General features: G+C 70.9%; 17 protein-coding genes. 7 read left to right on the top strand and 10 right to left on the bottom strand.

Features of this window, described 5'->3' with window-relative positions; translation table 11 throughout:
* Positions 1-6: 6 nt before the first annotated feature.
* Genes ADK67_RS20630 through ADK67_RS20645 form a run of 4 tightly spaced genes read right to left on the bottom strand, consistent with a single transcriptional unit; the run spans position 7 to position 3,889 of the window.
* The gene (locus ADK67_RS20630) at positions 7-1,050 is read right to left on the bottom strand and encodes an ABC transporter ATP-binding protein (protein ID WP_053718094.1); all 1,044 of its coding nucleotides are present in this window, start codon (positions 1,048-1,050) and stop codon (positions 7-9) included.
* 2 nt (positions 1,051-1,052) lie between these two features.
* Positions 1,053-1,856 carry an ABC transporter permease gene (locus ADK67_RS20635; protein ID WP_053718095.1) on the bottom strand — a complete coding sequence of 268 codons (804 nt, stop codon included), beginning with the start codon at positions 1,854-1,856 and terminating at the stop codon, positions 1,053-1,055.
* On the bottom strand, positions 1,844-2,755 hold the full coding sequence (locus tag ADK67_RS20640; RefSeq protein WP_053718096.1) for an ABC transporter permease: 912 nt from the start codon (positions 2,753-2,755) through the stop codon (positions 1,844-1,846). The genes ADK67_RS20635 and ADK67_RS20640 overlap by 13 nt, the downstream gene beginning before the upstream one ends.
* Before the next feature lie 3 nt (positions 2,756-2,758).
* Positions 2,759-3,889, bottom strand: a complete 1,131-nt coding sequence (locus ADK67_RS20645; protein ID WP_053718097.1) for an ABC transporter substrate-binding protein — start codon at positions 3,887-3,889, stop codon at positions 2,759-2,761.
* A 438-nt stretch (positions 3,890-4,327) separates the two neighbouring features.
* Between ADK67_RS20645 and ADK67_RS20650 the strand changes: the two genes are divergently transcribed.
* The 3 genes from ADK67_RS20650 to ADK67_RS51060 are packed head-to-tail and all read left to right on the top strand — an operon-like array spanning position 4,328 to position 7,495.
* Positions 4,328-6,577 carry a hypothetical protein gene (locus ADK67_RS20650; RefSeq protein WP_197289539.1) on the top strand — a complete coding sequence of 750 codons (2,250 nt, stop codon included), beginning with the start codon at positions 4,328-4,330 and terminating at the stop codon, positions 6,575-6,577.
* A 59-nt stretch (positions 6,578-6,636) separates the two neighbouring features.
* Positions 6,637-7,254, top strand: coding sequence for a hypothetical protein (locus tag ADK67_RS20655; protein WP_053718098.1), 618 nt, complete (start codon positions 6,637-6,639; stop codon positions 7,252-7,254).
* Between the two features lie 40 nt (positions 7,255-7,294).
* Positions 7,295-7,495: a hypothetical protein gene (locus tag ADK67_RS51060; RefSeq protein WP_157620655.1), complete on the top strand. Its 201-nt coding sequence runs from the start codon at positions 7,295-7,297 to the stop codon at positions 7,493-7,495.
* Positions 7,496-7,650: 155 nt separating this feature from the next.
* On the opposite strand, the gene ADK67_RS20660 is transcribed toward ADK67_RS51060, so the two are convergent.
* Complete coding sequence (locus tag ADK67_RS20660) at positions 7,651-10,140, bottom strand: polynucleotide kinase-phosphatase (protein ID WP_053718099.1); 2,490 nt, start codon at positions 10,138-10,140, stop codon at positions 7,651-7,653.
* Positions 10,140-11,504: a 3' terminal RNA ribose 2'-O-methyltransferase Hen1 gene (locus ADK67_RS20665; RefSeq protein WP_053718100.1), complete on the bottom strand. Its 1,365-nt coding sequence runs from the start codon at positions 11,502-11,504 to the stop codon at positions 10,140-10,142. The genes ADK67_RS20660 and ADK67_RS20665 overlap by 1 nt, the downstream gene beginning before the upstream one ends.
* A gap of 129 nt (positions 11,505-11,633) precedes the next feature.
* On the opposite strand from ADK67_RS20665, the gene ADK67_RS20670 reads away from it, so the two are divergent.
* Both ADK67_RS20670 and ADK67_RS20675 read left to right on the top strand, forming a co-directional pair.
* A complete protein-coding gene (locus ADK67_RS20670) occupies positions 11,634-12,113 on the top strand; it encodes a superoxide dismutase (RefSeq protein WP_197289540.1) in 480 nt (159 codons plus the stop codon).
* 195 nt (positions 12,114-12,308) lie between these two features.
* Positions 12,309-13,325: an NAD(P)/FAD-dependent oxidoreductase gene (locus tag ADK67_RS20675; RefSeq protein WP_053718153.1), complete on the top strand. Its 1,017-nt coding sequence runs from the start codon at positions 12,309-12,311 to the stop codon at positions 13,323-13,325.
* 78 nt (positions 13,326-13,403) lie between these two features.
* Here the strand turns inward: ADK67_RS20675 and ADK67_RS20680 are convergent, their stop codons facing one another.
* The 3 genes from ADK67_RS20680 to ADK67_RS20690 form a co-directional block, all read right to left on the bottom strand.
* Positions 13,404-14,303: a bile acid:sodium symporter family protein gene (locus ADK67_RS20680; RefSeq protein WP_053718101.1), complete on the bottom strand. Its 900-nt coding sequence runs from the start codon at positions 14,301-14,303 to the stop codon at positions 13,404-13,406.
* Positions 14,304-14,499: 196 nt separating this feature from the next.
* Positions 14,500-15,942 (bottom strand): argininosuccinate synthase, encoded by a 1,443-nt coding sequence (gene argG / locus ADK67_RS20685; protein ID WP_053718102.1) that lies wholly within the window; start codon positions 15,940-15,942, stop codon positions 14,500-14,502.
* 122 nt (positions 15,943-16,064) lie between these two features.
* The gene (locus ADK67_RS20690; protein ID WP_053718103.1) at positions 16,065-16,565 is read right to left on the bottom strand and encodes a GNAT family N-acetyltransferase; all 501 of its coding nucleotides are present in this window, start codon (positions 16,563-16,565) and stop codon (positions 16,065-16,067) included.
* A gap of 355 nt (positions 16,566-16,920) precedes the next feature.
* On the opposite strand from ADK67_RS20690, the gene ADK67_RS20695 reads away from it, so the two are divergent.
* Both ADK67_RS20695 and ADK67_RS51070 read left to right on the top strand, forming a co-directional pair.
* Positions 16,921-19,983: an AfsR/SARP family transcriptional regulator gene (locus ADK67_RS20695; RefSeq protein WP_157620657.1), complete on the top strand. Its 3,063-nt coding sequence runs from the start codon at positions 16,921-16,923 to the stop codon at positions 19,981-19,983.
* A gap of 90 nt (positions 19,984-20,073) precedes the next feature.
* Positions 20,074-20,244, top strand: a complete 171-nt coding sequence (locus ADK67_RS51070; RefSeq protein ID WP_157620659.1) for a hypothetical protein — start codon at positions 20,074-20,076, stop codon at positions 20,242-20,244.
* A 124-nt stretch (positions 20,245-20,368) separates the two neighbouring features.
* On the opposite strand, the gene ADK67_RS20700 is transcribed toward ADK67_RS51070, so the two are convergent.
* Entirely contained in the window at positions 20,369-21,538 is a 1,170-nt protein-coding gene (locus ADK67_RS20700) for an RtcB family protein (RefSeq protein ID WP_053718105.1), read from the bottom strand.
* Positions 21,539-21,608 lie beyond the last annotated feature (70 nt).

Raw genomic sequence — 21,608 nt, forward strand, 5'->3', positions numbered from 1 at the left:
CCGGCATCATGCCCCGACGACCATCAGCCTGCCGATCCCGAGGTCGAGCGCGACGGTCGTGCCGGGCGGGAAGTCGGCCGCGCGGCTGGACGGCTGGTCGACCCGCACGACCTGGTCGCCGCCGTCGAGCCGCACGGACAGCCTGGTCACCGGCCCGAGGAAGCTCTGGGTGAGCACGTTGCCGGTCAACGCGCCGTCGGACTGGCCGCGGTGCGGCGCGATGCCGATGTCCTCCGGCCGCACGATCACCTTGACCTCGCCGGTCAGCCCGTCGACCGCGTCGGTGTCCAGCCGGAACGCGCCCAGCCGCACGCCACCGGCCTCGGCGATGCCGTGCACCGCGTTGGTCACCCCGACGAACTGCGCCACGAACGCCGACGCTGGTTCCCGGTACACGACCGCCGGCGTGTCGAGCTGCTCCAGCCTGCCCTGCGACATCACGCCCACCCGGTCGGAGACGGCCAGCGCCTCCTCCTGGTCGTGCGTGACGAACAACGTGGTCATGCCCAGCTCGGTCTGGATGCGCCGGATCTCGTCGCGCAGGTTCACCCGCACCTTGGCGTCCAGCGCGGACAGCGGCTCGTCCAGCAGCAGCACGCGCGGCCGGATCGCCAGCGCACGGGCCAGCGCCACGCGTTGCTGCTGGCCGCCGGACAGCTGGTGCGGGTACCGCTTGCCGAGGTGCGCGAGCCCGACCAGCTCCAGCAGCTCGGCGACCCGTCCCGCCCGGTCCGGCGCCTTGCGCAGCCGCGGACCGAACGCCACGTTCTGCGTCACGGTCATGTTCGGGAACAGGCTGTAGGCCTGGAACACCATGCCCATGTCCCGCTTGTTCGCGGGCACGCGGGTGATGTCGCGGCCGTCCACCAGGACCGCGCCCGAGTCGGCGGTCTCGAACCCGGCGACGATGCGCAGCGCGGTCGTCTTGCCGCAGCCGCTCGGCCCGAGCAGGCTGACCAGCTCGCCCTCGGCGAGTTCCAGGTCGAGCCCGTCGAGCGCGCTCTGGCCGCCGAACGACTTGCGCAGCCCGTCCAGTCGCAGGTACCCCATGATCAGCCTTCCTCGACGGCGGTGTCCCGCCGTCGCCTGCCGATGAACGAGAGCAGGAACAGCAGCGCGAACGCGAACAGCAGGCTCAGCAGCGAGACGGCGATCGACACGCCCGCGTCGCGCTTGCCGAGCAGGTTGACCCGCACCTGCAGCGTGTCGAAGTTCAGCAGCGACGCGATGGTGAACTCGCCGAGCACCAACGCCACCGACAGCAGGGACGCGCCGAGCAGCGCGGTGCGGATGTTGGGCACCACGACCCGCACCAGCACCGTGCCCCAGGACGCGCCGAGGCCGCGGGCCGCCTCCGCCAGCGTCTTCAGGTCGATCGACGACAGGCCCGCGTCGATCGCCCGGTACGCGAACGGCAGCACCAGCACCGCGTAGGCGAACGTCAGCGTCAACGGCGAGTCGCCGAGGAAGTAGTTCACCCACGCGTACAGCGGCGCCATGCCCACCACGAGCACGATCGCCGGGATCGCCACGGGCAGCAGGCACAGGAACTCCACGAGCCGCCGCAGCGCGGGCAGCCGCAGCCTGATCCACGTCATCGTCGGCACCAGCAGCACCAGCATGAGCAGCGAACTGGCCACGGCGAGCTGCACCGACACCAGGATCGCCTCGACGAGGTCCGGGTCGTCCACGATCGCCGCCCACGACGCGAGGCTGCGCGTGCCGCCCGCACCGCGCGTGGAGAACTCCGCCATCGCGACCAGCGGCAGCAGGAAGAAGCCCCCGAGCACCAGCAGGATCGCGAACCGGGCCACCGCGCTCCCGGCCGACCTGCGCGGTTTGGTCACCGCTGCCATCGGGCGAACCTCCGTTGCAGCAGCGCGTACAGGCCCATCGCCACGCCGACCACCACGACCATGCCCAGGCCGAGCGCCTTGCCCAGGTTCTCCTGCCCCAACAGCACCTCGCCGGTCAGGAAGCCCCGGATCTGCAGCGGCACGATCGGGCTGCCCTGCGACACCAGGGCCGCCGCCGTGGCGTAGGCGGAGAACGCGTTGGCGAACAGCAGCAGCGCCGCGCCGAGGAACGCGGGCAGCAGGATCGGGCCGCCGACGTGCCGCCAGTAGGTCCACGACGAGCCGCCGAGGCTGTCCACCGCCTCGCGCCACTGCGGGCGCAGGCCGTCCAGCGCGGGCAGGAACACGATGACCATCAACGGGATCTGGAAGAACGTGTAGACCAGGGTCAGGCCGGGCAGCTCGAACAGCCACGCGCCGGTGGCGAACAGGTCGACGCCGAACGAGTCGCGCAGGAACTGGGTGACGAAGCCCTGGAAGCCGATCGTGGCCAGGAACGCGAACGCCAGCGGCACGCCGCCGAACTGGGCGAGCACGCCCGCGCCGGCCACCACCACGCGGCGCAGCGGCCCTTCCGGCTCGCCGGCCGCCACGGCCCACGACAGCAGCGCGCCGAGCACCGCGCCGAGCAGGGCGGTGATCGCGGACAGCTCCACGCTGCGCAGGAACGCCTGCAGGTACACGCCGCGGGTCAGGTCGGCCAGGTTGTCGAGGGTGAACGAGCCGTCCGAGCCCTGGAACGACCCGGCCAGCACCAGCGCGGTCGGGTAGACCAGGAACGTGCCGACGTAGGCCAGGAACGGCACCACGACCAGCCACGCCAACCAGCTCCGGCCGGGCCCGGGGCCGGGAGAGGCCCGATCGGCTCCCCCGACCCCGGTCGTGACGGGTGCGACCACCGGTCAGCCCACCGCCTGCGCCCACGTGGAGGCCAGCACCTGCTTGGCCTTGTCCGACTGCTCCTGGGTCGGGAACACCTGCTCGCCGGAGGTCTTCGGCAGCTTCGCCGCCGCGTCCGCGTCCACCGCGCCGGACTTGGTCATCGCGTCCATGCGCACCGGCCGCGACAGGCCCTTGAGGAAGATGTTCTGGCCCTTGTCGGAGTACAGGAACTCCTGCCACAGGCGCGCGGCGGCCGGGTGCGGGGCGTCCTTGTTGACCGCCTGGTTGTAGTAGCCGCCGACCTGCGCGTCCGCCGGGACGACGACCTTCCAGTCGACCTTGCCCGCGAGCTTCGCGGTCTGCGCGGCGTTGGTGTAGTCCCAGTCGATCACGACGGGCGTCTGGCCGGACTCGATGGTCGCCGGCGACGGGTCGACCGGCAGGAAGTTGCCCGCGGCCTTGAGCTGCTTGAAGAACTCGACGCCGGGCGCGATGTCGTCGGCCGAGCCGCCGTTGCCCAGCGAGGCCATCACGACGCCGGAGAACGCTGCGCCCGCCTGCGTCGGGTCGCCGTTGAGCGCGACCTTGCCCTGGTACTCGGGCTTGAGCAGGTCCTTGACGGAGGTCGGCGCGGGCACCTTGGTGGTGTCGTAGCCGATGGACATGAAGCCGCCGTAGTCGCCGTAGTAGAGCCCGGACGGCTCCTTCAGCTCGTCGGCGATGTCGGCCCACGTCCGCACCTGGTAGGGCGCGAACAGGTCCTTGTTGGCCAGCGCCACGTTCAGGCCGAGGTCGAACACGTCCGGCGCGCGGTCGCCGCCCTTGAGCTGCTTGGCGGCGTTGATCTCGTCCTGGCTGGACGCGTCGGGCTGCGCGGAGTCGACCTCGATGCCGTACTCCGCCTCGAACGCCTTGATCATCTCGCCGTAGTTGGCCCAGTCCGGCGGCAGCGCGATGACGTTGAGCCTGCCCTCCTTCTTCGCGGCCTCGACGAGCTTGTCGAACCCGCCGAACTCGGCGGCGGACTTCGCGGTGGCCGCGGGGGTGCCGCCGGCGGCGCCGTCCTTGGGCGGCGGTGTGCCGCAGGCCGCGACCAACGCCAACGCGGCGACGCCGACGCCTACCGACCGCAGGACTCGGGTGTGGTTCACGTTTCGAACCTTCCTCGGGTGACAAGGGTTTTTTCGCGGACGACCAAAACGTGTCAGCCCAGCGGAGGATTCGGGACCTCGCGCGCACTTGTCAAGCCGGCCGGGCGGACTGAGACCCGTTCGACCGGGTGAACGAATTCCGGGTGGTCCGGGGGTGTCCGCAGGGTTAACGCCGACACCGGTCGGATCGGCCCGGATCAGCCCAGGAACTAGCCCGTTCGGCCCAGCCCGCAACGTCAACAGTCACCGCCCGGATCGCCTCGTTGGGCCATTCGGACGGTTCCCGCTCGGAAGAGCATGAATGTCCGGCCCGATTTTTGCCTAATTGTCTACTCACATTTCCGGGTCCGGTAACGCGTTCCGACCGGCCCTCGACACCCGGTTGTCACGTGACGGAAATGCCCGAATAACTGCCGAACCCCGAAGAAGGGCAGATCCATGCGTCACCCGCGAAGATCCCTAGTGCTGGCCGCCGTCGGCGCGCTGCTCCTCCCCCTCGTCGGCACGCCGTCGGCGTCCGCCGCGCCCGTTCCCGGCGAAGACGTGCTCTACACGCTGGACGCCGACTTCGACCAGGGAGTGCTCCAGGACGTCAACCACGACTCCCCGAACAACAACCAGCTCCAGCTCAACCGCCAGAGCGTGTTCTTCCCCTACGTCAACGTCGCCGCCTCGGCGCGCGGCACGATGGTCCGCATCGACGTGAACACCGGCGAGATCGTCGGCGAGTGGCTGTCCGCGCCGGACGGCCAGGGGCGCAACCCGTCCCGCACCACCGTCGACAAGCTCGGCAACACCTGGCTGTCCAACCGCAACGAGGCCGGCGGCGGACGCGGGTCGGTCACCCGCGTCGGCGTCATCCGCGGCGGCACGCGGACGAACGCCGACGGCACGCCGAACCCCACCGGCGACTACCTGAAGGGGCCGTTCGGCTACAACACCTGCCTCGACCGCGACCTCGACGGCCTGTTCGCCACCTCCCGCGGTCTCGGTGACATCCGGCCGTGGACCAACGCGGGCGGCGCGGACGCGAACGGCGGCGTCACCACGGCGGCCGACGAGTGCCTGATCACCTACAGCCGGGTGGCGGGCACGAACACCCGCACGGTGGCCGTGGACGCCGACAACAACCTGTGGACCGGCGGCGCGAACACCCAGCACCAGAAGATCTCCGGGCTGGACGGCTCGCCGCTGACCGCACCGGTCAGCTTCGCCTGCGGCGGCTACGGCGGACTGGTGGACCAGGCGGGCACGCTGTGGTCGGCGCGGTACGGCGCCAACCTGCTGCGCTACGAGCCGGGCAGCGGCTCGGGCACGTGCCTGGACACCTCGCACGGCGACTACGGCCTCGGCATGGACCCGCAGACGGGCGAGATCTGGCACACCGGCGTCAACTCCGGCCAGACGGTCAAGATGGACGCGGCGGGCAACATCCTCGGCTCCTTCCCGCACGGTCACAACCGCGCGCAGGGCGTCGCGGTCGACATGGACGGCAACGTCTGGGTCGCCCACGCGCTCGACAACGGCACGAACACGGTCGGGCACCTGCGCACCGACGGCACGTTCGTCGGCAACGTGGTCCTGCCCGGCGGCAACGGCCCGACCGGCGTCGCGGTCGACACCAACGGCAAGGTGTGGGTCACCAACATCAACTCCAACAACGCCCAGCGCATCGACCCGGACGCCGGTCCGGTCGGCGGCGGCGGGTTCGCCGTGGGCGCGGTCGACCTGACCGTCGACCTCGGCGCGGGCGCCGGCCCGTACAACTACAGCGACATGACGGGGTCGGTGCTGGGCGAGATCACCGCGCCGGTCGGCACGTGGTCGGTGGTGCAGGACGGCGGCGTCGCGGGGCAGACCTGGGGCACGGTCACCTGGAACACCGAGGCGCAGGGCAGCGTCCCGGCGGGCACCTCGATCACGGTCGAGGCGCGCACGTCCGACACCGAGGCGGGGCTGGCCGGCGAGGCGTTCGCGCCGGTGTCGAACGGGGTGGAGTTCGCCCGGGTCGGCCGCTACATCGAGGTTCGGGCGACGTTGACCGCGAGCCCGTCCGGCGACACGCCGGTGCTGTCGGACCTGCGGATCACGACCTCCGAGCGGACCGGCGTGTTCTCCTGCCAGGCGACCGCGCTGAACCTGGCCGGGATCGTGGTGGCGCGGGCCAACCCGCCGGACGTGCCGTGCGTCGACGACTACGCCAACGTGGCGAACGTGAACCTGTCGGCGGGCATCCTCACCGTGCGGGCCAACGCGTTGACCGCGAGCACCGAGCAGACACCGGACGACCTGCTCGCCCTGCCGCCGGCTCCCGGCGACGGCGCGGTGTCCAACGCCCGGGTCGACTACACGCGGATCAGCAGCCTGCTGGTGACCATCGAGGTGGGCGTCATCCAGGCGACCGCGTCGGTGACGTGCGACGCGAACCTGAACCCGCAGTTCGCCGGTTCGTCGCAGATCGCGAGCCTGCGGATCAACGGGGTGCAGGTGAACGTGGGCAGCGCGCCGCTGACCATCCCGCTGGTGATCGGCTCGTTGCAGCTCAACAGCACCACGACCACGTCGAGCAGCGTGGTGCAGCGGGCGTTCGCACTGGACACCCTGCTGACCGACGTGGTGCTCGGTGAGGCGAAGGCCAACGTGGAGGCGTTGCCGGGCGAGCCCGGCGGCAGCCCCTGCCGGGTCTGAGCCACCCACCCCACTAGTAGCCGTACTATACGTAGTGCGGCTACTAATGGGGGTTGGTCATGAGCCGGAAGTTGCTGGTCTGGTTGCACGTCGTGTCGTCCACGGGCTGGATGATGATGGCGTTGGCGTTGTTCGTGGTGGTGAACCACGCGCTGACCACGCCCGGACGGCTGGTTGCGTTCGAGGTGGCGACGCTGCTCGACGTGCAGGTGCTCCAGTTCATGGCCACCACGTCGGCGTTCAGCGGGCTGATGCTGTCCGGCCTCACCGCGTGGGGCTACTTCCGGCACTGGTGGGTGCTCGCGAAGGTCGCGATCACGTTCAGCCAGCTGTACGCGGGGATCTTCGTGCTCAGCCCGAACCTGCACCCGGGCGGCTCGCCGCTGCTCCTGCGCGTCGGCTCGCTGCTGATGGCGTCGGCGCTCGCGTGCCAGGTGTGGTTGTCGGTGGCCAAGCCGTTCAAGCGGACGCCGTGGGCGGCTCCCCGGAAGCCGAAGACCGCGCCGCCGTGGGGTTTCGCGCTGTGCCTCGCCGTGCCCGCGTTCGACTACGCGCTCGGCCAGAACCTGCTCGGCGTGCCGCTCCCGGCGGTGTCGGCGCTGGTCGCGGCCGGGTACCCGATCGTCCGCGCCGTCCGGCTGAGAAGCCACTCGCGGGAAACCGCGCATTCCTCATGATGGGGAATGGGCACGGTCCGCGCGGCCTTGTCGTCGGACCATGGTTGACACCGATCGCCGACGTCGCCGGCCGGCGTACGCCTTGACCATCGTGTTCCTCGCCTACGCGGTGGGCAAGGCCGTGTTCGCCGCGCAGTCCCGGCTCGGCATCCCGGGCGGCCCTCTCGTGTCGGCCGCCGACACCGAGGCCTACGCCCTGGAGTGGTGGGTTTCGGCTTCGTCGGCGACGCGCTCGTGCTGACCGGCGTCGACCAGCCGCCGGCCGAGCACACCGCCCTGGCCCGCGACCTCGCGTGGTGGGACTGCTGCTGTGGTCGCCGTTCTTCCTGGTCTGGGGCGTGTGCTGGGCAACCGCCGGGTGGCGGCTCGGTCGGCTGCCCAGCACCACGTGACGCCTCAGAGCCTGGGGTCGACCGGCTCCGACTCCAGCGCCAGCACGGCGAACACGCACTCGTGCACGCGCCACAGCGGCTCGTCGCGGGCGACGCGTTCCAACGCCTCCAGGCCGAGCGCGTACTCGCGGATCGCCAGCGACCGCTTCGCGCCGAGGCCGCGCTTGCGCAGGCGTTCCAGGTTCTCCGGCTCGGTGTAGTCCGGGCCGTAGATGATCCGCAGGTACTCGCGCCCGCGCACCTTCACGCCCGGCTGCACCAGGCCGCGGTCGCCGCGCACGAGGTTCGCCAGCGGCTTGACGACCATGCCCTCGCCGCCGGCCGCGGTCAGGTCCTCCCACCAGCGGATGCCGGCGGCGACCTGCTCGTCGTCCGCCGTGTCGACGACCAGGTGCCGGGTGCGGGTGAAGAGGTCCCCTTCCAGGCGTCCCAGCACGTCCAGGTGCCACAGGTGGTCGCGGTCGTGGAACGTCCTGCCGCGGGCGGCGAGCAGCTGGAACGGCGCGATCGTGACGCCCGCCAGCCCGTCGGTCGGCCGCACGTACCGCAGGTAGGCGTCGCGGTAGCCGGTGGCGTTCGCCCTCCTGCTCTCCGTGCGGGCCAGCAGTTCGCCGACGTCGACGCCCCGCGAGGCGGTCCGCGCGAGCACGTCCACCGCCACGCCGAGGGCGCCCGTGGCCGCCGCGCCGACCGAGGCGTACTGCTCCCTGATCAGCCCGGCCGCCTTGGCGTTCCACGGCAGCAGCTCGGCGTCGAGCAGCAGCCAGTCGGTGTCGAACTCTTCCCACAGCCCGGCCCTGGTCACCTCCTCGCGCACGCGTGCCAGCAGTTCCTCGCCCGACGGCGGGTCGAAGAACGCGCGGCCGGTCCGCGTGTGGATCACACCGCCGTCGTCCTTGCGCACCAGGACCACCGCGCGCGACCCCATGTGCTTCTCCTCGCAGATCACCTGGCGCACGCCCGCGCTCCGGTACTCCACGAACGCGTCCTCCGGGTGTTCCAGCACGTCCGGCCGCTGCGAGGTGGCCGTCGGCGCCATCGTCGGCGGCAGGTACAGCAGCGCGTGCGGGTCGATCGCGAAGCGGCTCATCACCTCCAGCGCCGACGCGGCCTGCTCCGGGCGCACCCCGATGCGACCCCGGTGCGCCGTCTCGACGAACCGGCGGCCGGTGACGTCGGACAGCGCGAGCACGTCCGGCTCCCGTTCCGCCTCGGGCACGACGAGCGGGCGCACCGGCTCGTACCAGACCTCGTGCGCGTCGACCGCCACGACCTCGCGCTCCGGGTAGCGCAACGCGGTGAGCCTGCCGCCGAACACCACACCGGTGTCCAGGCACATCGTGTTGTTGATCCACTCGACCTCGGGAGTCGGCGTGTGCCCGTAGAGCACGGTCGCCTTGCCGCGGTACTCCGTCGCCCACGGGTAGCGCACCGGCAGGCCGTACTCGTCGGTCTCCCCGGTGGTGTCGCCGTACAGCGCGAAGCTGCGCACGCGGGCCGACGCGCGGCCGTGGAACTTCTCCGGCAGGCCGGCGTGCGCGATCACCAGGTCTCCGCCGTCGAGCACGTAGTGCGCGATCAGGCCGTCGCAGAACCGCACGGCGCGCTCGCGGAACTCCTCCGGCTCGGCCGCGAGCTGCGCCAGCGACTCCGCGAGACCGTGCTTGACCTGCACGTTGCGCCCGCGCAGGGCGCGCACCAGCTTCTGCTCGTGGTTGCCGCACACGGCGAACGCGTGCCCGGCCTCGACCATGCCCATCACCAGGCGCAGCACGCCGGGCGTGTCCGGGCCGCGGTCGACCAGGTCGCCGACGAACGCCGCGCGCCGCCCCGCCGGTGGCACGGCGTCCACCGGACGTCCCTCGTCGTCGCGCACCAGCGCGTAGCCGAGCTTGACCAGCAGGTCCTCCAGCTCCGCGCGGCAGCCGTGCACGTCGCCGATCACGTCGAACGGCCCGGTCTCGTGCCGCAGGTCGTTCAGCAGCCGCTCCGGCACGACGACCGCTTCGTCCACTTCGGACTGCGAGTGCAGCACGTGCACCCGCTTGAAGCCCTCCTTGCCGAGGTGCTTCAACGACTTGCGCAACGCGGTGCGGTGCCGGCGCACGACGTGCGCGCCGAAGTCGCGGTCCGGCCGGGAGGCGTTGCGGGCCAGGCAGACCTCCTCCGGCAGGTCCAGCACGATCGCGACCGGCAGCACGTTGTGCTCACGGGCCAGCTCGATCAGCTGCGCGCGGTCGGACCGCTGCACGTTCGTCGCGTCGACCACGGTCGTGCGGCCCGCGTCCAGGCGCTTGCCCGCCACGAAGTGCAGCGTCTCGAACGCCGCGGCGGACGCCGACTGGTCGTTCTCGTCGTCCGCGACCAGGCCGCGGAAGTAGTCGCTGGACAGCACCTGCGTCGGCAGGAAGTGCCTGCGCGCGAACGTGGACTTGCCCGAGCCGGAAGCGCCGATCAGCACCACGAGGCAGAGGTCCGGGATCTTGAGGTCCATCAGTCCTCCACGCTGCTGTGCTCGACGAGGGTGAAGACGGCGAGCTGGGTCGGCGCGCCGCGCTCGGGATCCACCGGTCCGATCGGCAGGTGGGTCACGGTGTAGCCACGGCGGTGCGCGACGCCGTCCGCCCAGTCCGCGAACTCGGCCCTGGTCCACTCGAAGCGGTGGTCGGAGTGCCGGTGCCGCCCTTCCGGCAGCGTCTCGAACAGCGCGTTGTACTCGACGTTCGGCGTGGTGACCAGGACCGTGCGCGGCCGTGCGACGACGAACACCGAGTGCTCCAACGCGGGCAGGCGGTCCGGGTCGAGGTGTTCCACCACCTCCATCAGCACGGCGGCGTCGTAGCCCTTCAGGTCCGGGTCGGCGTAGGTCAGCGACGACTGGCGCAACGTGAGCCGGGCGCGCTGACGATCCGACATCTTGTCCACGTTCAGCTTGCGCGCGGCCGTGGCCAGGGCGTTCGCGGACACGTCCACGCCCTGGATGCGGGTGAAGCCGGGGTCTTCGAGCAGGGCGCGCAGCAACGCGCCACCGCCGCAACCCAGGTCGAGCACGGAACGCGCGCCGACCTGCTTGAGCTGCTCGACGATCGCCTCGCGGCGCTGCACGGCCAGCGACATCTTCGGCTCGACGAGCGCGTTGTCCAGCTCCTCCGGCTCGACCTCCTCGACGTCGGCCAGGCGGGCCAGCGCGGACCGCACCAGCGGGCGGCGGCGCATCAGGTACCGGGTGGTGATCAGCTCGCGGTCGGGGTGCGCGCCGAGCCACCCCTCCCCCGCGCGCAGCAGCTTGTCCACCTCGTCCTCGGAGACCCAGTAGTGCTTGTCGCCGTCGAGGACGGGCAGCAGGACGTACAGGTGCTTCAGGGCTTCGGACAGCGTGAGCGTGCCGGTGAGGGTGACGTCGGCGTACCGCGAGTCGTCGCCGTCGCCGAGCGGGAGGGGCGTGATGTGCGTGGTCCAGCCCAACGGCGTGAAGAGCTGGTCGACCAGGCGGTGCGGCAGGACGGGCACGCGCACGGTGAGCGGGATCGGGGTGGCTGCCACGTCCGCGCGGCTCTGGCTGCGGCCGTTCATCGCGGTGCGGAACACCGAGCCGAGCGCGACCGTCAGCAGCGAGCCGGCCACGTACGGGCGGTCGTTGACGTACTGGGTGAGCGTGCTGCCGGGACCGCGCACCAGCGCGACCGGGTCGACCTCCAGCAGGAGCGCGACCGTGCACTCCTCCTCGTCCGCGCGCGGGTAGAAGACGTGCGCGGTGCCGGAGGAAGTGGTGAACGACTGCGCCCGATCGGGATGTTTGTGCAGGAGGTGGCTGAGGTCGGTGGCCGGGCGGTGGGTCGTGGTCAGGGTGAGCAGCACGTCGTCCAGTGTGGACGAGGTGAACCGCCCACCGCCCCCGAATTACGAGGGTCTTACGGTGAACCCGGCCCATGACGATCGGTGCTAATTTCGGATGGGCCGCCGCCTTGTCCTACGGAAGGCAGAAGTGTGAAACGTCTGATCCCCCTGGTCATCGGCGGATTGCTCGCGACAGCGGTGACGCCGATGGCGTCCGCGGAGAGCACCCGGGGCTCCGGAGTCGCGGTGACGGTGGCCCGCTTCGCCACCCCCGACGCCGCGACCAAGGCCTACACCTACGACCCGGCGCTGATCGCGCCCGGCGCGGCCGTGATGGTCGTGGCCACCCCGGTGCGCCGTGCCACGAAAACCCTGCTCAGCGTCTACGGCCTGGTGCCGAACCGGACCTACGGCGCGCACGCGCACCAACGGCCGTGCGGCGCGGCGCCCACCGACGCCGGCGCGCACCACCAGCACGTGGTCGACCCGAACCAGCCGTCGGTGGACCCGGCCTACGCCAACCCCGAGAACGAGCTCTGGCTCGACTTCACCACCGACGACCGCGGCCGCGCGGTGGTCGGCGCGGTCGTGCCGTGGCGGTTCGCCGACCGCCGGGCGGGCTCGGTCTGATCCACGCCCAGCGCACGGCCACCGAACCGGGCAAGGCGGGCACCGCCGGTCCCCGGCTCGGCTGCGCGACGGTCGACTTCTGAGCTGACGGCAGGCTGGCCCGGTGGGAGCCGGGGGCCGGCCTGTTGCGGAAACGGCAACAAGGTTTGCCGATCCGTCGACCTCGCACGCATGGTGGTCGTGGAGGTGGTCGCGATGACCTTTCAGCTGAGTGACAGCTATGACGTGGCAGTGGTCGGCGGTGGGGCCGCCGGGCTCAACGGCGCCCTGATGCTGGCGCGGTCGCGGCGGTCGGTGGTCGTGATCGACGCCGGGTCGCCGCGCAACGCGCCGGCCGACGGCGTGCACGGGCTGCTGGCCAGGGACGGGATGCCGCCGGCCGAGCTGGTGGCCCGCGGCCGGGAGGAGGTCCGGGGTTACGGCGGCCACGTGGTGACCGGCGAGGTCGACGCCGTGACGCGTGCCGGCGACGGGTTCGCGGTGGCGCTGGCCGACGGCCGCGCGGTCCGGGCCCGCCGGCTGCTGGTGACCACGGGCCTGGTGGACGAGCTGCCGGACGTGCCGGGGCTGCGCGAGCGCTGGGGCCGCGACGTGGTGCACTGCGCGTACTGCCACGGCTGGGAGGTCCGCGACCAGGCGATCGGCGTGTTGGCGAGCGGGCCGATGGCGGTGCACCAGGCGTTGATGTTCCGGCAGCTGAGCGCCGACGTCACGTTCTTCTCCCACACGCAGCCGCCGACCGCCGAGCAGGCCGAGCAGCTGGCCGCGCGCGGCGTCGACGTCGTGGCGGGCGAGGTCGCGGCCCTGGAGATCGCCGGCGACCGCATCGTCGGCGTGCGGCTCGCCGACGGCCGCACGGTGGGCCGGGAAGTGGTCGCGGTCGCGTCGCGGATGGTGGCGCGCGCCGGTTTCCTGGCCGCGCTGGGGCTCGAACCCGTCGCGCACCCGTCCGGGATGGGCGAGCACGTCCCCGCCGACGCGTTCGGCCGCACCGACGTGCCCGGCGTGTGGGTCGCGGGCAACGTCACCGACCTGTCCGCGCAGGTCGGCGCCGCCGCCGCGGCGGGCGCCACGGCCGGCGCCCAGATCAACGCCGACCTGATCGCGGAGGAGACCCGCCTCGCCGTCGAGGCACACCGGGGCCCGTTCTCCCACGAGTCCGAGGCACGGGTCGCCGAACTCGTCGCGGGCGACCGCCGCCACGGCGGGTGAGGCGGCGGAAAGCCGATGCCCGCACCGGCCGCGTCGTGCGCGGGACCCGGTGCGGGCGCGGGGGCTTCGGCCGATGGGTCACGTCCCGCTCGGCGTCACCTCGCGGTCGGCGGTCGCAGCCGACGTGCGGCGGGCCACGACGAGGCCGAAGACCAAGGCGGTGAAGAACATGACGAACCCGTAGGTCACCGGCGGCATGGCCATCACCGTGTTGTTGAGCAGCGACGGGCTCATCGCGATGCCGATCGCCAGCGGGCCGTTGTGCAGGCCGATCTCGAACGCGGAGGCGGTCGACTCGCGCGGGCCGACCTTCATCAGGCGCGGCCCGAAGTACCCGATCGCCATGCCGAGCAGGTTGAACAGCACCACCACGACGATGATCTCACCGAGGATGGCGAAGACCTCCTCGCCGAGGCCCGCGATCACGCTGGTGATCATGATGATCAGGACGACCACCGAGAGGATCTTGACCGGCCGTTCCATGCGGATGGCGAAGGCGGAGAACTTCGCGCGCACCGCCATGCCGATCGCGATCGGGATCAGCACGATCGCGAACACCTGGAGGACCTTGTCGAACTGCAGGCCGATCGAGCTGTCCGCGCCGATGAAGCCCGCGACCGACAGGTTGACGATCAGCGGCAGGGTGAACATCGCCAGCACCGAGTTGACCGCCGTCAACGAGATGTTGAGCGCCACGTCGCCCTTGAACAGGTGGCTGTAGAGGCTGGCCGTGCTGCCGCCCGGCGACGCGGCGAGCAGCATCATGCCGATCGCCAACTCGGGCCGGAGGTTGAACGCGACCACGAGACCGAGGCAGATCGCGGGCAGCACCACCATCTGGCAGACCAGGCAGACCACCATCGCCCGCGGGTACCTCACCACCCGGCGGAAGTCCTCCAAGGTCAACGTCAGGCCGAGCCCCAGCATGATCACGGCCACGGTGATGGGAAAAAGGAGGAGTACCGTGGAATTCGTCATGCCACCCTGCCTTCCGCTTGGAGCGAGGTACAGGGAGTTTCACACCGGCGGTCGACCCGCTACTTCTCCAGCGTTGCCGTTTACGCCCGATTCGCCGTGGTCGCACGGGTTCCTCGGCGGCTGAAGCCGGTCGTGCGGAACGCGCGTGCGCCGCTCGACGTGAGCGGCGCACGCGCGTCCGGTGCTCCGGGAGCCGTCAGTCGTTGCCGGCTTCGAGGGCGGCGTGGTCGAGCAGTTCGTCGTCGGTCACCTCGCCGCGGGAGGCGATGACCTCGGCGCCGCCCTCGGGCATCGCGCCGATCAGCTCGGTCGGCGCCACCTGCGCCGCGCCGATCAACGTCGACTGGCTGCCGACCATGCCGAGCCCGGCGTACTGCTCCAGCTTGGCGCGCGAGTCGGCGATGTCGAGGTTGCGCATGGTCAGCTGGCCGATGCGGTCGACCGGCCCGAACGCCGAGTCCTCGGTCCGCTCCATGGACAGCTTGTCCGGGTGGTAGCTGAACGCGGGCCCGGAGGTGTCCAGGATCGAGTAGTCCTCACCGCGGCGCAGGCGCAGCGTCACCTCGCCGGTGACCGCCGTGCCGACCCACCGCTGCAACGCCTCGCGCACCATCAGCGCCTGCGGGTCGAGCCAGCGGCCCTCGTACAGCAGCCGGCCCAGCTTGCGGCCCTCGTTGTGGTAGGAGGCGAGGGTGTCCTCGTTGTGGATCGCGTTGACCAGCCGCTCGTAGGCCGCGTGCAGCAGCGCCATGCCCGGCGCCTCGTAGATGCCGCGGCTCTTGGCCTCGATGACCCGGTTCTCGATCTGGTCGGACATGCCCATGCCGTGCCGGCCGCCGATGGCGTTGGCCTCCAGCACCAGGTCGACGGCGGAGGAGAACTCCTTGCCGTTGATCGTCACCGGCCTGCCCTGGTCGAAGCCGACCGTGACGTCCTCGGTGGCGATCTCGACCTCGGGGTCCCAGAACCGCACGCCCATGATCGGGTCGACGATCTCGATGCCCGCGTCGAGGTGTTCGAGCGCCTTGGCCTCGTGCGTCGCGCCCCAGATGTTCGCGTCGGTCGAGTACGCCTTCTCCGTGCTGGACCGGTACGGCAGGCCGCGCGCCAGCAGCCACTCGGACATCTCAGTCCGGCCGCCGAGCTCGCTGACGAACTCCGCGTCCAGCCACGGCTTGTAGATCCGCAGGGACGGGTTGGCGAGCAGGCCGTAGCGGTAGAACCGCTCGATGTCGTTGCCCTTGTAGGTGGAGCCGTCGCCCCAGATCTGGACGTCGTCGTCGAGCATGGCGCGCACCAGCATGGTGCCCGTCACGGCCCGCCCGAGCGGCGTGGTGTTGAAGTAGGCACGGCCGCCGGACCTGATGTGGAACGCGCCGCAGGCCAGGGCCGCGAGACCTTCCTCGACCAGGGCCGCCCGGCAGTCGACCAGTCGGGCGATCTCGGCGCCGTACACCGCGGCGCGGCTGGGCACCGATGCGATGTCGGGCTCGTCGTACTGACCGATGTCCGCGGTGTACGTGCACGGCACCGCGCCCTTCTCACGCATCCAGGCGACCGCCACGGACGTATCGAGACCACCGGAGAACGCGATGCCGACGTGTTCGCCGGCGGGGAGGTAAGTGAGCACCTTGGACACGACTAGAAGTATGCACGACGCTGCATGACCATTCATAGCCGGGGGTCCAACGTCACCTACCAGCGGTGATGCCACCCCGGCGGGGCCGACGGCGTGAACCGCCGCCGACCCCGTGGGACGACCTACCGCACGATGCCGTACCGGGCGGTGCCCTGCTCGGTGTCGGTGTCCAGCAGGCGGAAACCGGCCTTCTCCAGGACGCGGACCGAGGCGGGGTTGGACAGCTCCACCTCGGCGCGGACCACCCGGACGCCGGGCGCGGTGAACGCGTGGTCGGTCAACGCGCGCGTGGCCTCGGCGGCGTACCCGCGCCCCCGCCGGGACGCGACGATGCCGTACCCGATCTCCACGACGCCGTCGCTCGGCGGCCAGAACAGCCCGATCGACCCGACCACCAGACCACTGCCGCGTTCGACCACCAACCGGTGGCCGTAGGCGTCCAGCCACTGGGGGTGCTCGCCGAGCAGCCCGGCGATGACCTGATCGCCCTCGGCGGGGAAGTCGGCGGCCCAGTCCGGCCGCCGGACACCGCCCACGACGGCGTCGACCTCACCGACGGTCCACGGCCGCAGCACGAGCCGTTCGGTGGTCGGATCAGGGCCTGCGATGGGAAAAGAAGACACTCGGAACTCCTGGTCATCGAGTATGACCCGGCCCCACGCGTCAGCCGCGTGCGAGCCGGACGAGGACATGCTGAAGACGGCTGCCGACAGCCATATTCATCAACCCCCTCGCCCTCGATGCCCCGGCGATCTTCGTCGCCGCCGCGAGACTAGCAACCGCCCGCGCCACGGACAAACCGTTCCCGGCGACCGACACACACCTCCTTGCAGTTTTCTTGCAGTTCACTTGTGCCGCCGATCGCCGCCCGACCGTTCGGCACAACGGAGCAACAACACGACATTCCACTGCACAATCCCGTCCGAATCCAGCACACTGGCAATACCGGACCGTCGTGCCAGCGAAAGGTGAACGCTGGTGGAATTCAAGATCCTGGGTAAGACCCGATTACGCGTGGCGGACGAGGACGTGGACCTCGGGTCCGCGAAGCAACGCGCGGTTCTGGCGCTGCTGCTCTACCACGTCGGCCAGCCCGTCGGCATCGGCACGATCGCGCAGGCGGTGTGGCCCGACGAGGACCCCTCCAGTATGCGAGGAAGGCTCCAACCACTGATCAGCCGCCTGCGCGGGGTGCTGGGCCGAACCGGCCTCGACCGGTCGATCGACCGGGAGGGCGACGCCTACCTGCTCGACGTCGACCGCGAATTCGTCGACTACCACCGGTTCCGCAAATTGGCGGAAATGGGCCGGGCGGCGGCGGCCGCGGGCGACCACGCGCGCGCGAAAGAGGTGCTGCGGGAAGCGTTGTCGCGGTGGCAAGGACGTCCGTTGCAGGATGTCGAAAGCATGTGGGCGGACCACCTGCGTTACCAGATGGACACCTTCGACCGGCTCACCGCCCACTACGCGTTGGTGGAAAGCCTGAACGCGCTCGGCGAGCACGTCGAAGCGATGGGCGAAGCGGGCAGGCTGGCCCAGGAGCACGAACTCGACGAGGTGCTCGCGCGGCTGTACATGCGCTCCCTGGAGGGACAGGGCAAGTACGCCGCGGCGCTGGAGTACCACGAGCGGTTCTGCGAACGCCTCTTCGAGGCAACGGGCGCCGAGCAGGGCCCGGAGCTGCGCGCGGTGTACCAGAGCGTCGTCCGCAAGCAAGCCGGCACCGCCACCACGTCCACCAAGCCGCAGCACGTCCCACCCCGTCAGCTGCCCAGGCGGGCCCGGACGTTCGTCGGCCGGGAGGGCCTGCTCACGGCGTTGGACGCGTTGCTCGACGGGCCCGACGGCGGACGGGGCCAGGTCGTCGCGCTGCACGGGATGCCGGGTGTCGGCAAGACCCGGCTGGCCATCCACTGGGGGCGGACGAGGGCGGACCGGTTCCCGGACGGCCAGCTCTTCCTCGACCTCCGGGGCTTCGGCCGCGGCACCGCGATGACTGCCGAGGACGCGTCCGGCGTGCTGCTGGCCTCGCTCGGCGTGACGCGCATCCCGACGACGGGCGCCGAACGCGCCGCCGCGCTGCACCGCGCGCTCGGCGACCGCAAGGTGCTGCTGGTGCTCGACGACGCCCGGCACAGCCCTCAGGTCCGGCCGCTGCTGGGAGCCGCCACGAACTGCTTCACCATCGTGACCAGCAGGACCCGGCCGTGGGGCCTGGACCTGCACGACGACGTCCACCTCCTCGCCGTGCCGCCGCTGTCCTTCGACGAGTCGATCGAGCTGCTGCGCCGCAAGATCGGCGCGAGCCGGGCCGACGCGGAGCCCGCCGCGCTGTGGGCCCTGGCCTCGCGGCTCGACGGCCACCCGATGGCCGTCAAGATCGTCGCCCAACACGTGGCGAACCGGCCGCAGGTGCCGATCGCCTTCCTGGTCGAGGAGTACGCGACGCAAGAAGGTCTGGGGATACTGGGCTCGCTGGACGACAGCGACGACGACAGCGCGAGCCTGTCGTTCGCGTTCGAGGTGTCCTACCGGGACCTGCCGACCGAGACCGCCCGGGTCTTCCGGCTGCTGGGCCTGCACCCCACGGCCGAGTTCTCCTCTGCGGCGGCGAGCGCCCTGACCGAGCGACCGGAGGGCGACGTCGTCGTCCACCTGCGGACGCTCACCAAGGCGAACCTCCTCCAGTACACGACCCCCGGACGCTTCCGCCTGCACGACCTGCTGCACGACTACGCCCTGGACCGGGTCCGCACCGAGGAGTCGGCCCACCAGCGGCAGGTGGCGCTCAGCGGGTTGCTGACCTGGCAGCTCGCCGGTGCCATCGGCTTGGAGCGCGCCCTGAACGCGCCCGACGACCCCGTGCCGCTGCTGCCGGGCATGACCCTCGACGCCGTGCCCCGCTTCGTCGACGAGGTCGACGCGCTGAGCTGGTTCGCGACCGAGCGGGCCAACCTCGTCGCCGCCGTGCCGCACGCGTTCCGCCACGGCTTCGCCGGTCACGCCTGGCGGATCGCGGCGAACATCGATCAAGCCCTGGACCGCACCGGCGCACACCGGGACCTGGTCGCGGTCGAACGGGTGGCGGCGGACGCAGCCCGCTCGACCGGGGACTTGGAGGGCCAGTGCGGCATCCTGCTCAACCTGGGCACGGCCCACTTCCGGCTCGGTGAGTACGACGAGGCGATCGAGCACATGCAGGCCGCGCTCTCCATCGCACAGCGCCTGGAGAACGTCGAGTTCACCGAGATCGCGGTGCACAACCTGGCCAGCGCCCACCGTGAACGCGGTGACGTCCGGATCGCGCTGTCGCTGTACGAGTCGGCCCTGGAACTCCACCGCGCGACCGGCCACCGAAGCCTCGAAGCCTCCACGCTGGACCAGATGGCCGCGGCCTACCAGCGGCTGGACCGGGTGGACGAGGCCGTGGAGCTGTACCGGGAGGCCCTGGCCCTGCGCCGGACCATCAAGCACCGCCACGGCGAGGGCACGACCTTGACCGCGCTCGGGAAGCTCCACCACCAGCGCCGTGAGCTGGGCGAAGCCCTCCGGTGCCTGGAGGCGGCGCTCGAGATCAACCTGTCCACCGGCGAGCGGGCCCGCACGGTCGAGGCGCTGGTGGCACTGGCCCGCGTCCACTACGACCGCAAGTCCTACGAGAGGACCGTCGAATTCTGCCGCCGGGCACTGGACCTGTCGGCCGACCTGGACGCCACCAGGGAAAAGGCGCAGGCCCTTTTCCTGCTCGGGCACGCGTGCGCCGTGGTGGGCGATCAGGTCGAGGCGGAGCGGCGGTGGCAGGAGGCCGAGCCACTGCTCGCCCAATCCGGTCTCACGGAACAAATGCACACCGCGCTCGGCGAACCGGAATTCATGCGCGGCAGGCCGGCCGCCATCCCGGACCCACGGGACCATTCTTCTGCGGACAGCTCAAATAGACCGGCCCGGAACGATGAGCACAGCGATCCGCAATCTACTCGCTTCGTCCAGCGCGACATAGCCACACGATCGGGTGACGAAGACGAAATGGACTCACGTTAACTCGAACGTCACACCACCCTGACGGGCGACCCCACAGCGCTCCCGGACCCCTGGCCCAATGCTAGGGAACGGCTGTGGTTAAATCCGGACATGATCAAGAGCACGGTCCGCAGAACGTCGACCTACCTCGCACGATGCATCGCTTCCCACCCGGTGCAGACCTTGGCGTGGACCGTCACCGTGGCCATCGTGGTCCTGTCGTGGCCCAACGTGATCTATTTCTTTCCCGGCGTCGGCGCGACCGACATCTCCGCCGCTTAGTGCGGAGTCATCCATCAATTCGGAGAGAGCTACCACGACCGACGGGCACCTGGGCACCGGCTAGCTGAAACCAGACCAGGCCCCGTAACAGGTGGGGCAGGCGGACAATCCGCCTGCCCACCGGTCAATCGCCCTTCACGTTGACGATCTGCCGCAACGTGTGGCGCACCTCGACCAGGTCCTCCGCGTCACGCATGACGACGTCGATGTCCTTGTACGCCGCCGGGATCTCGTCGATGAACGCGTCGGTGTCGCGGTACTCGATGCCGACCATCGCCTTGCGCAGGTCGTCCCGGTCGAACGTCCGGCGCGCGGCCGAGCGGGAGTACTCACGGCCCGCGCCGTGGGGCGAGGAGTTCAGCGCGACGCGGTTGCCCTTGCCGACCACGACGTACGACGCGGTGCCCATCGAGCCCGGGATGAGACCCGCCCGGCCCTCCTCGGCGTTGATGGCGCCCTTGCGGGACAGCCACACCTGCTTGCCGAAGTGGGTCTCCTGCTCCGTATAATTGTGGTGGCAATTCACCACTTCCTGCCGCTCCACCTCGCGGCCCGTCCACTCGGCCACGCACGCGACGACCCGGTCCATCATCTCCTCGCGGTTGAACCACGCGAAGTCCTGGGCCCAGCGCATCTCGCGGATGTAGCGCCAGAACTCGTCCTCGCCCTCGACCAGGTAGGCCAGGTCCGGGTCGGGCAGGTCGATCCACCGCCGCTTGCACTGCTCGTGCGCGACCCGGATGTGCTTCTGGGCGATCTTGTTGCCCACGCCGCGCGACCCGGAGTGCAGGAACAGCCACACCCGGCCGGTCTCGTCCAGGGTGATCTCGATGAAGTGGTTGCCGCTGCCGAGGGTGCCGAGCTGCAGCTGCCAGTTGCCCGCGTACGAACCGGGGTCGAAGCCGGCCGCCTCCGCACGGCGGGTGAGCACGTCGACGCGTTCACGCGCCGTGTCGGTCATCCGGGTGTTGTACTTCCCCGCCGACAGCGGCACGGCGTGCTCGATCGCCTCGCGCAGCGGTGCGAGCGGACGCCCTCGGAACTCGTCCTGGGTGAACTGGGTGCGCACGGCGATCATGCCGCAGCCGATGTCGACGCCGACGGCCGCCGGGATGATCGCGCCCAGGGTGGGGATGACGCTGCCGACCGTGGCGCCCTTCCCGAGGTGCGCGTCGGGCATGAGCGCCAGGTGCGGGAAGATGAACGGCATCCGCGAGGCCTTCTCGGCCTGTTCGCGCGTGCCCGGGTCCAGGATGGACGCCCAGTTCACCAGTCGCTTGCTGATCTGCTCCACGGTTCTCCTCTGCTCGACGCAGAAGTTAAACGTGATCGGGTGGTCCCGCGACCGAATTCGCGGCGGTCGC

The organism is Saccharothrix sp. NRRL B-16348, assembly GCF_001280085.1.
In the GTDB taxonomy this organism is placed as follows: Bacteria; Actinomycetota; Actinomycetes; order Mycobacteriales; family Pseudonocardiaceae; genus Actinosynnema.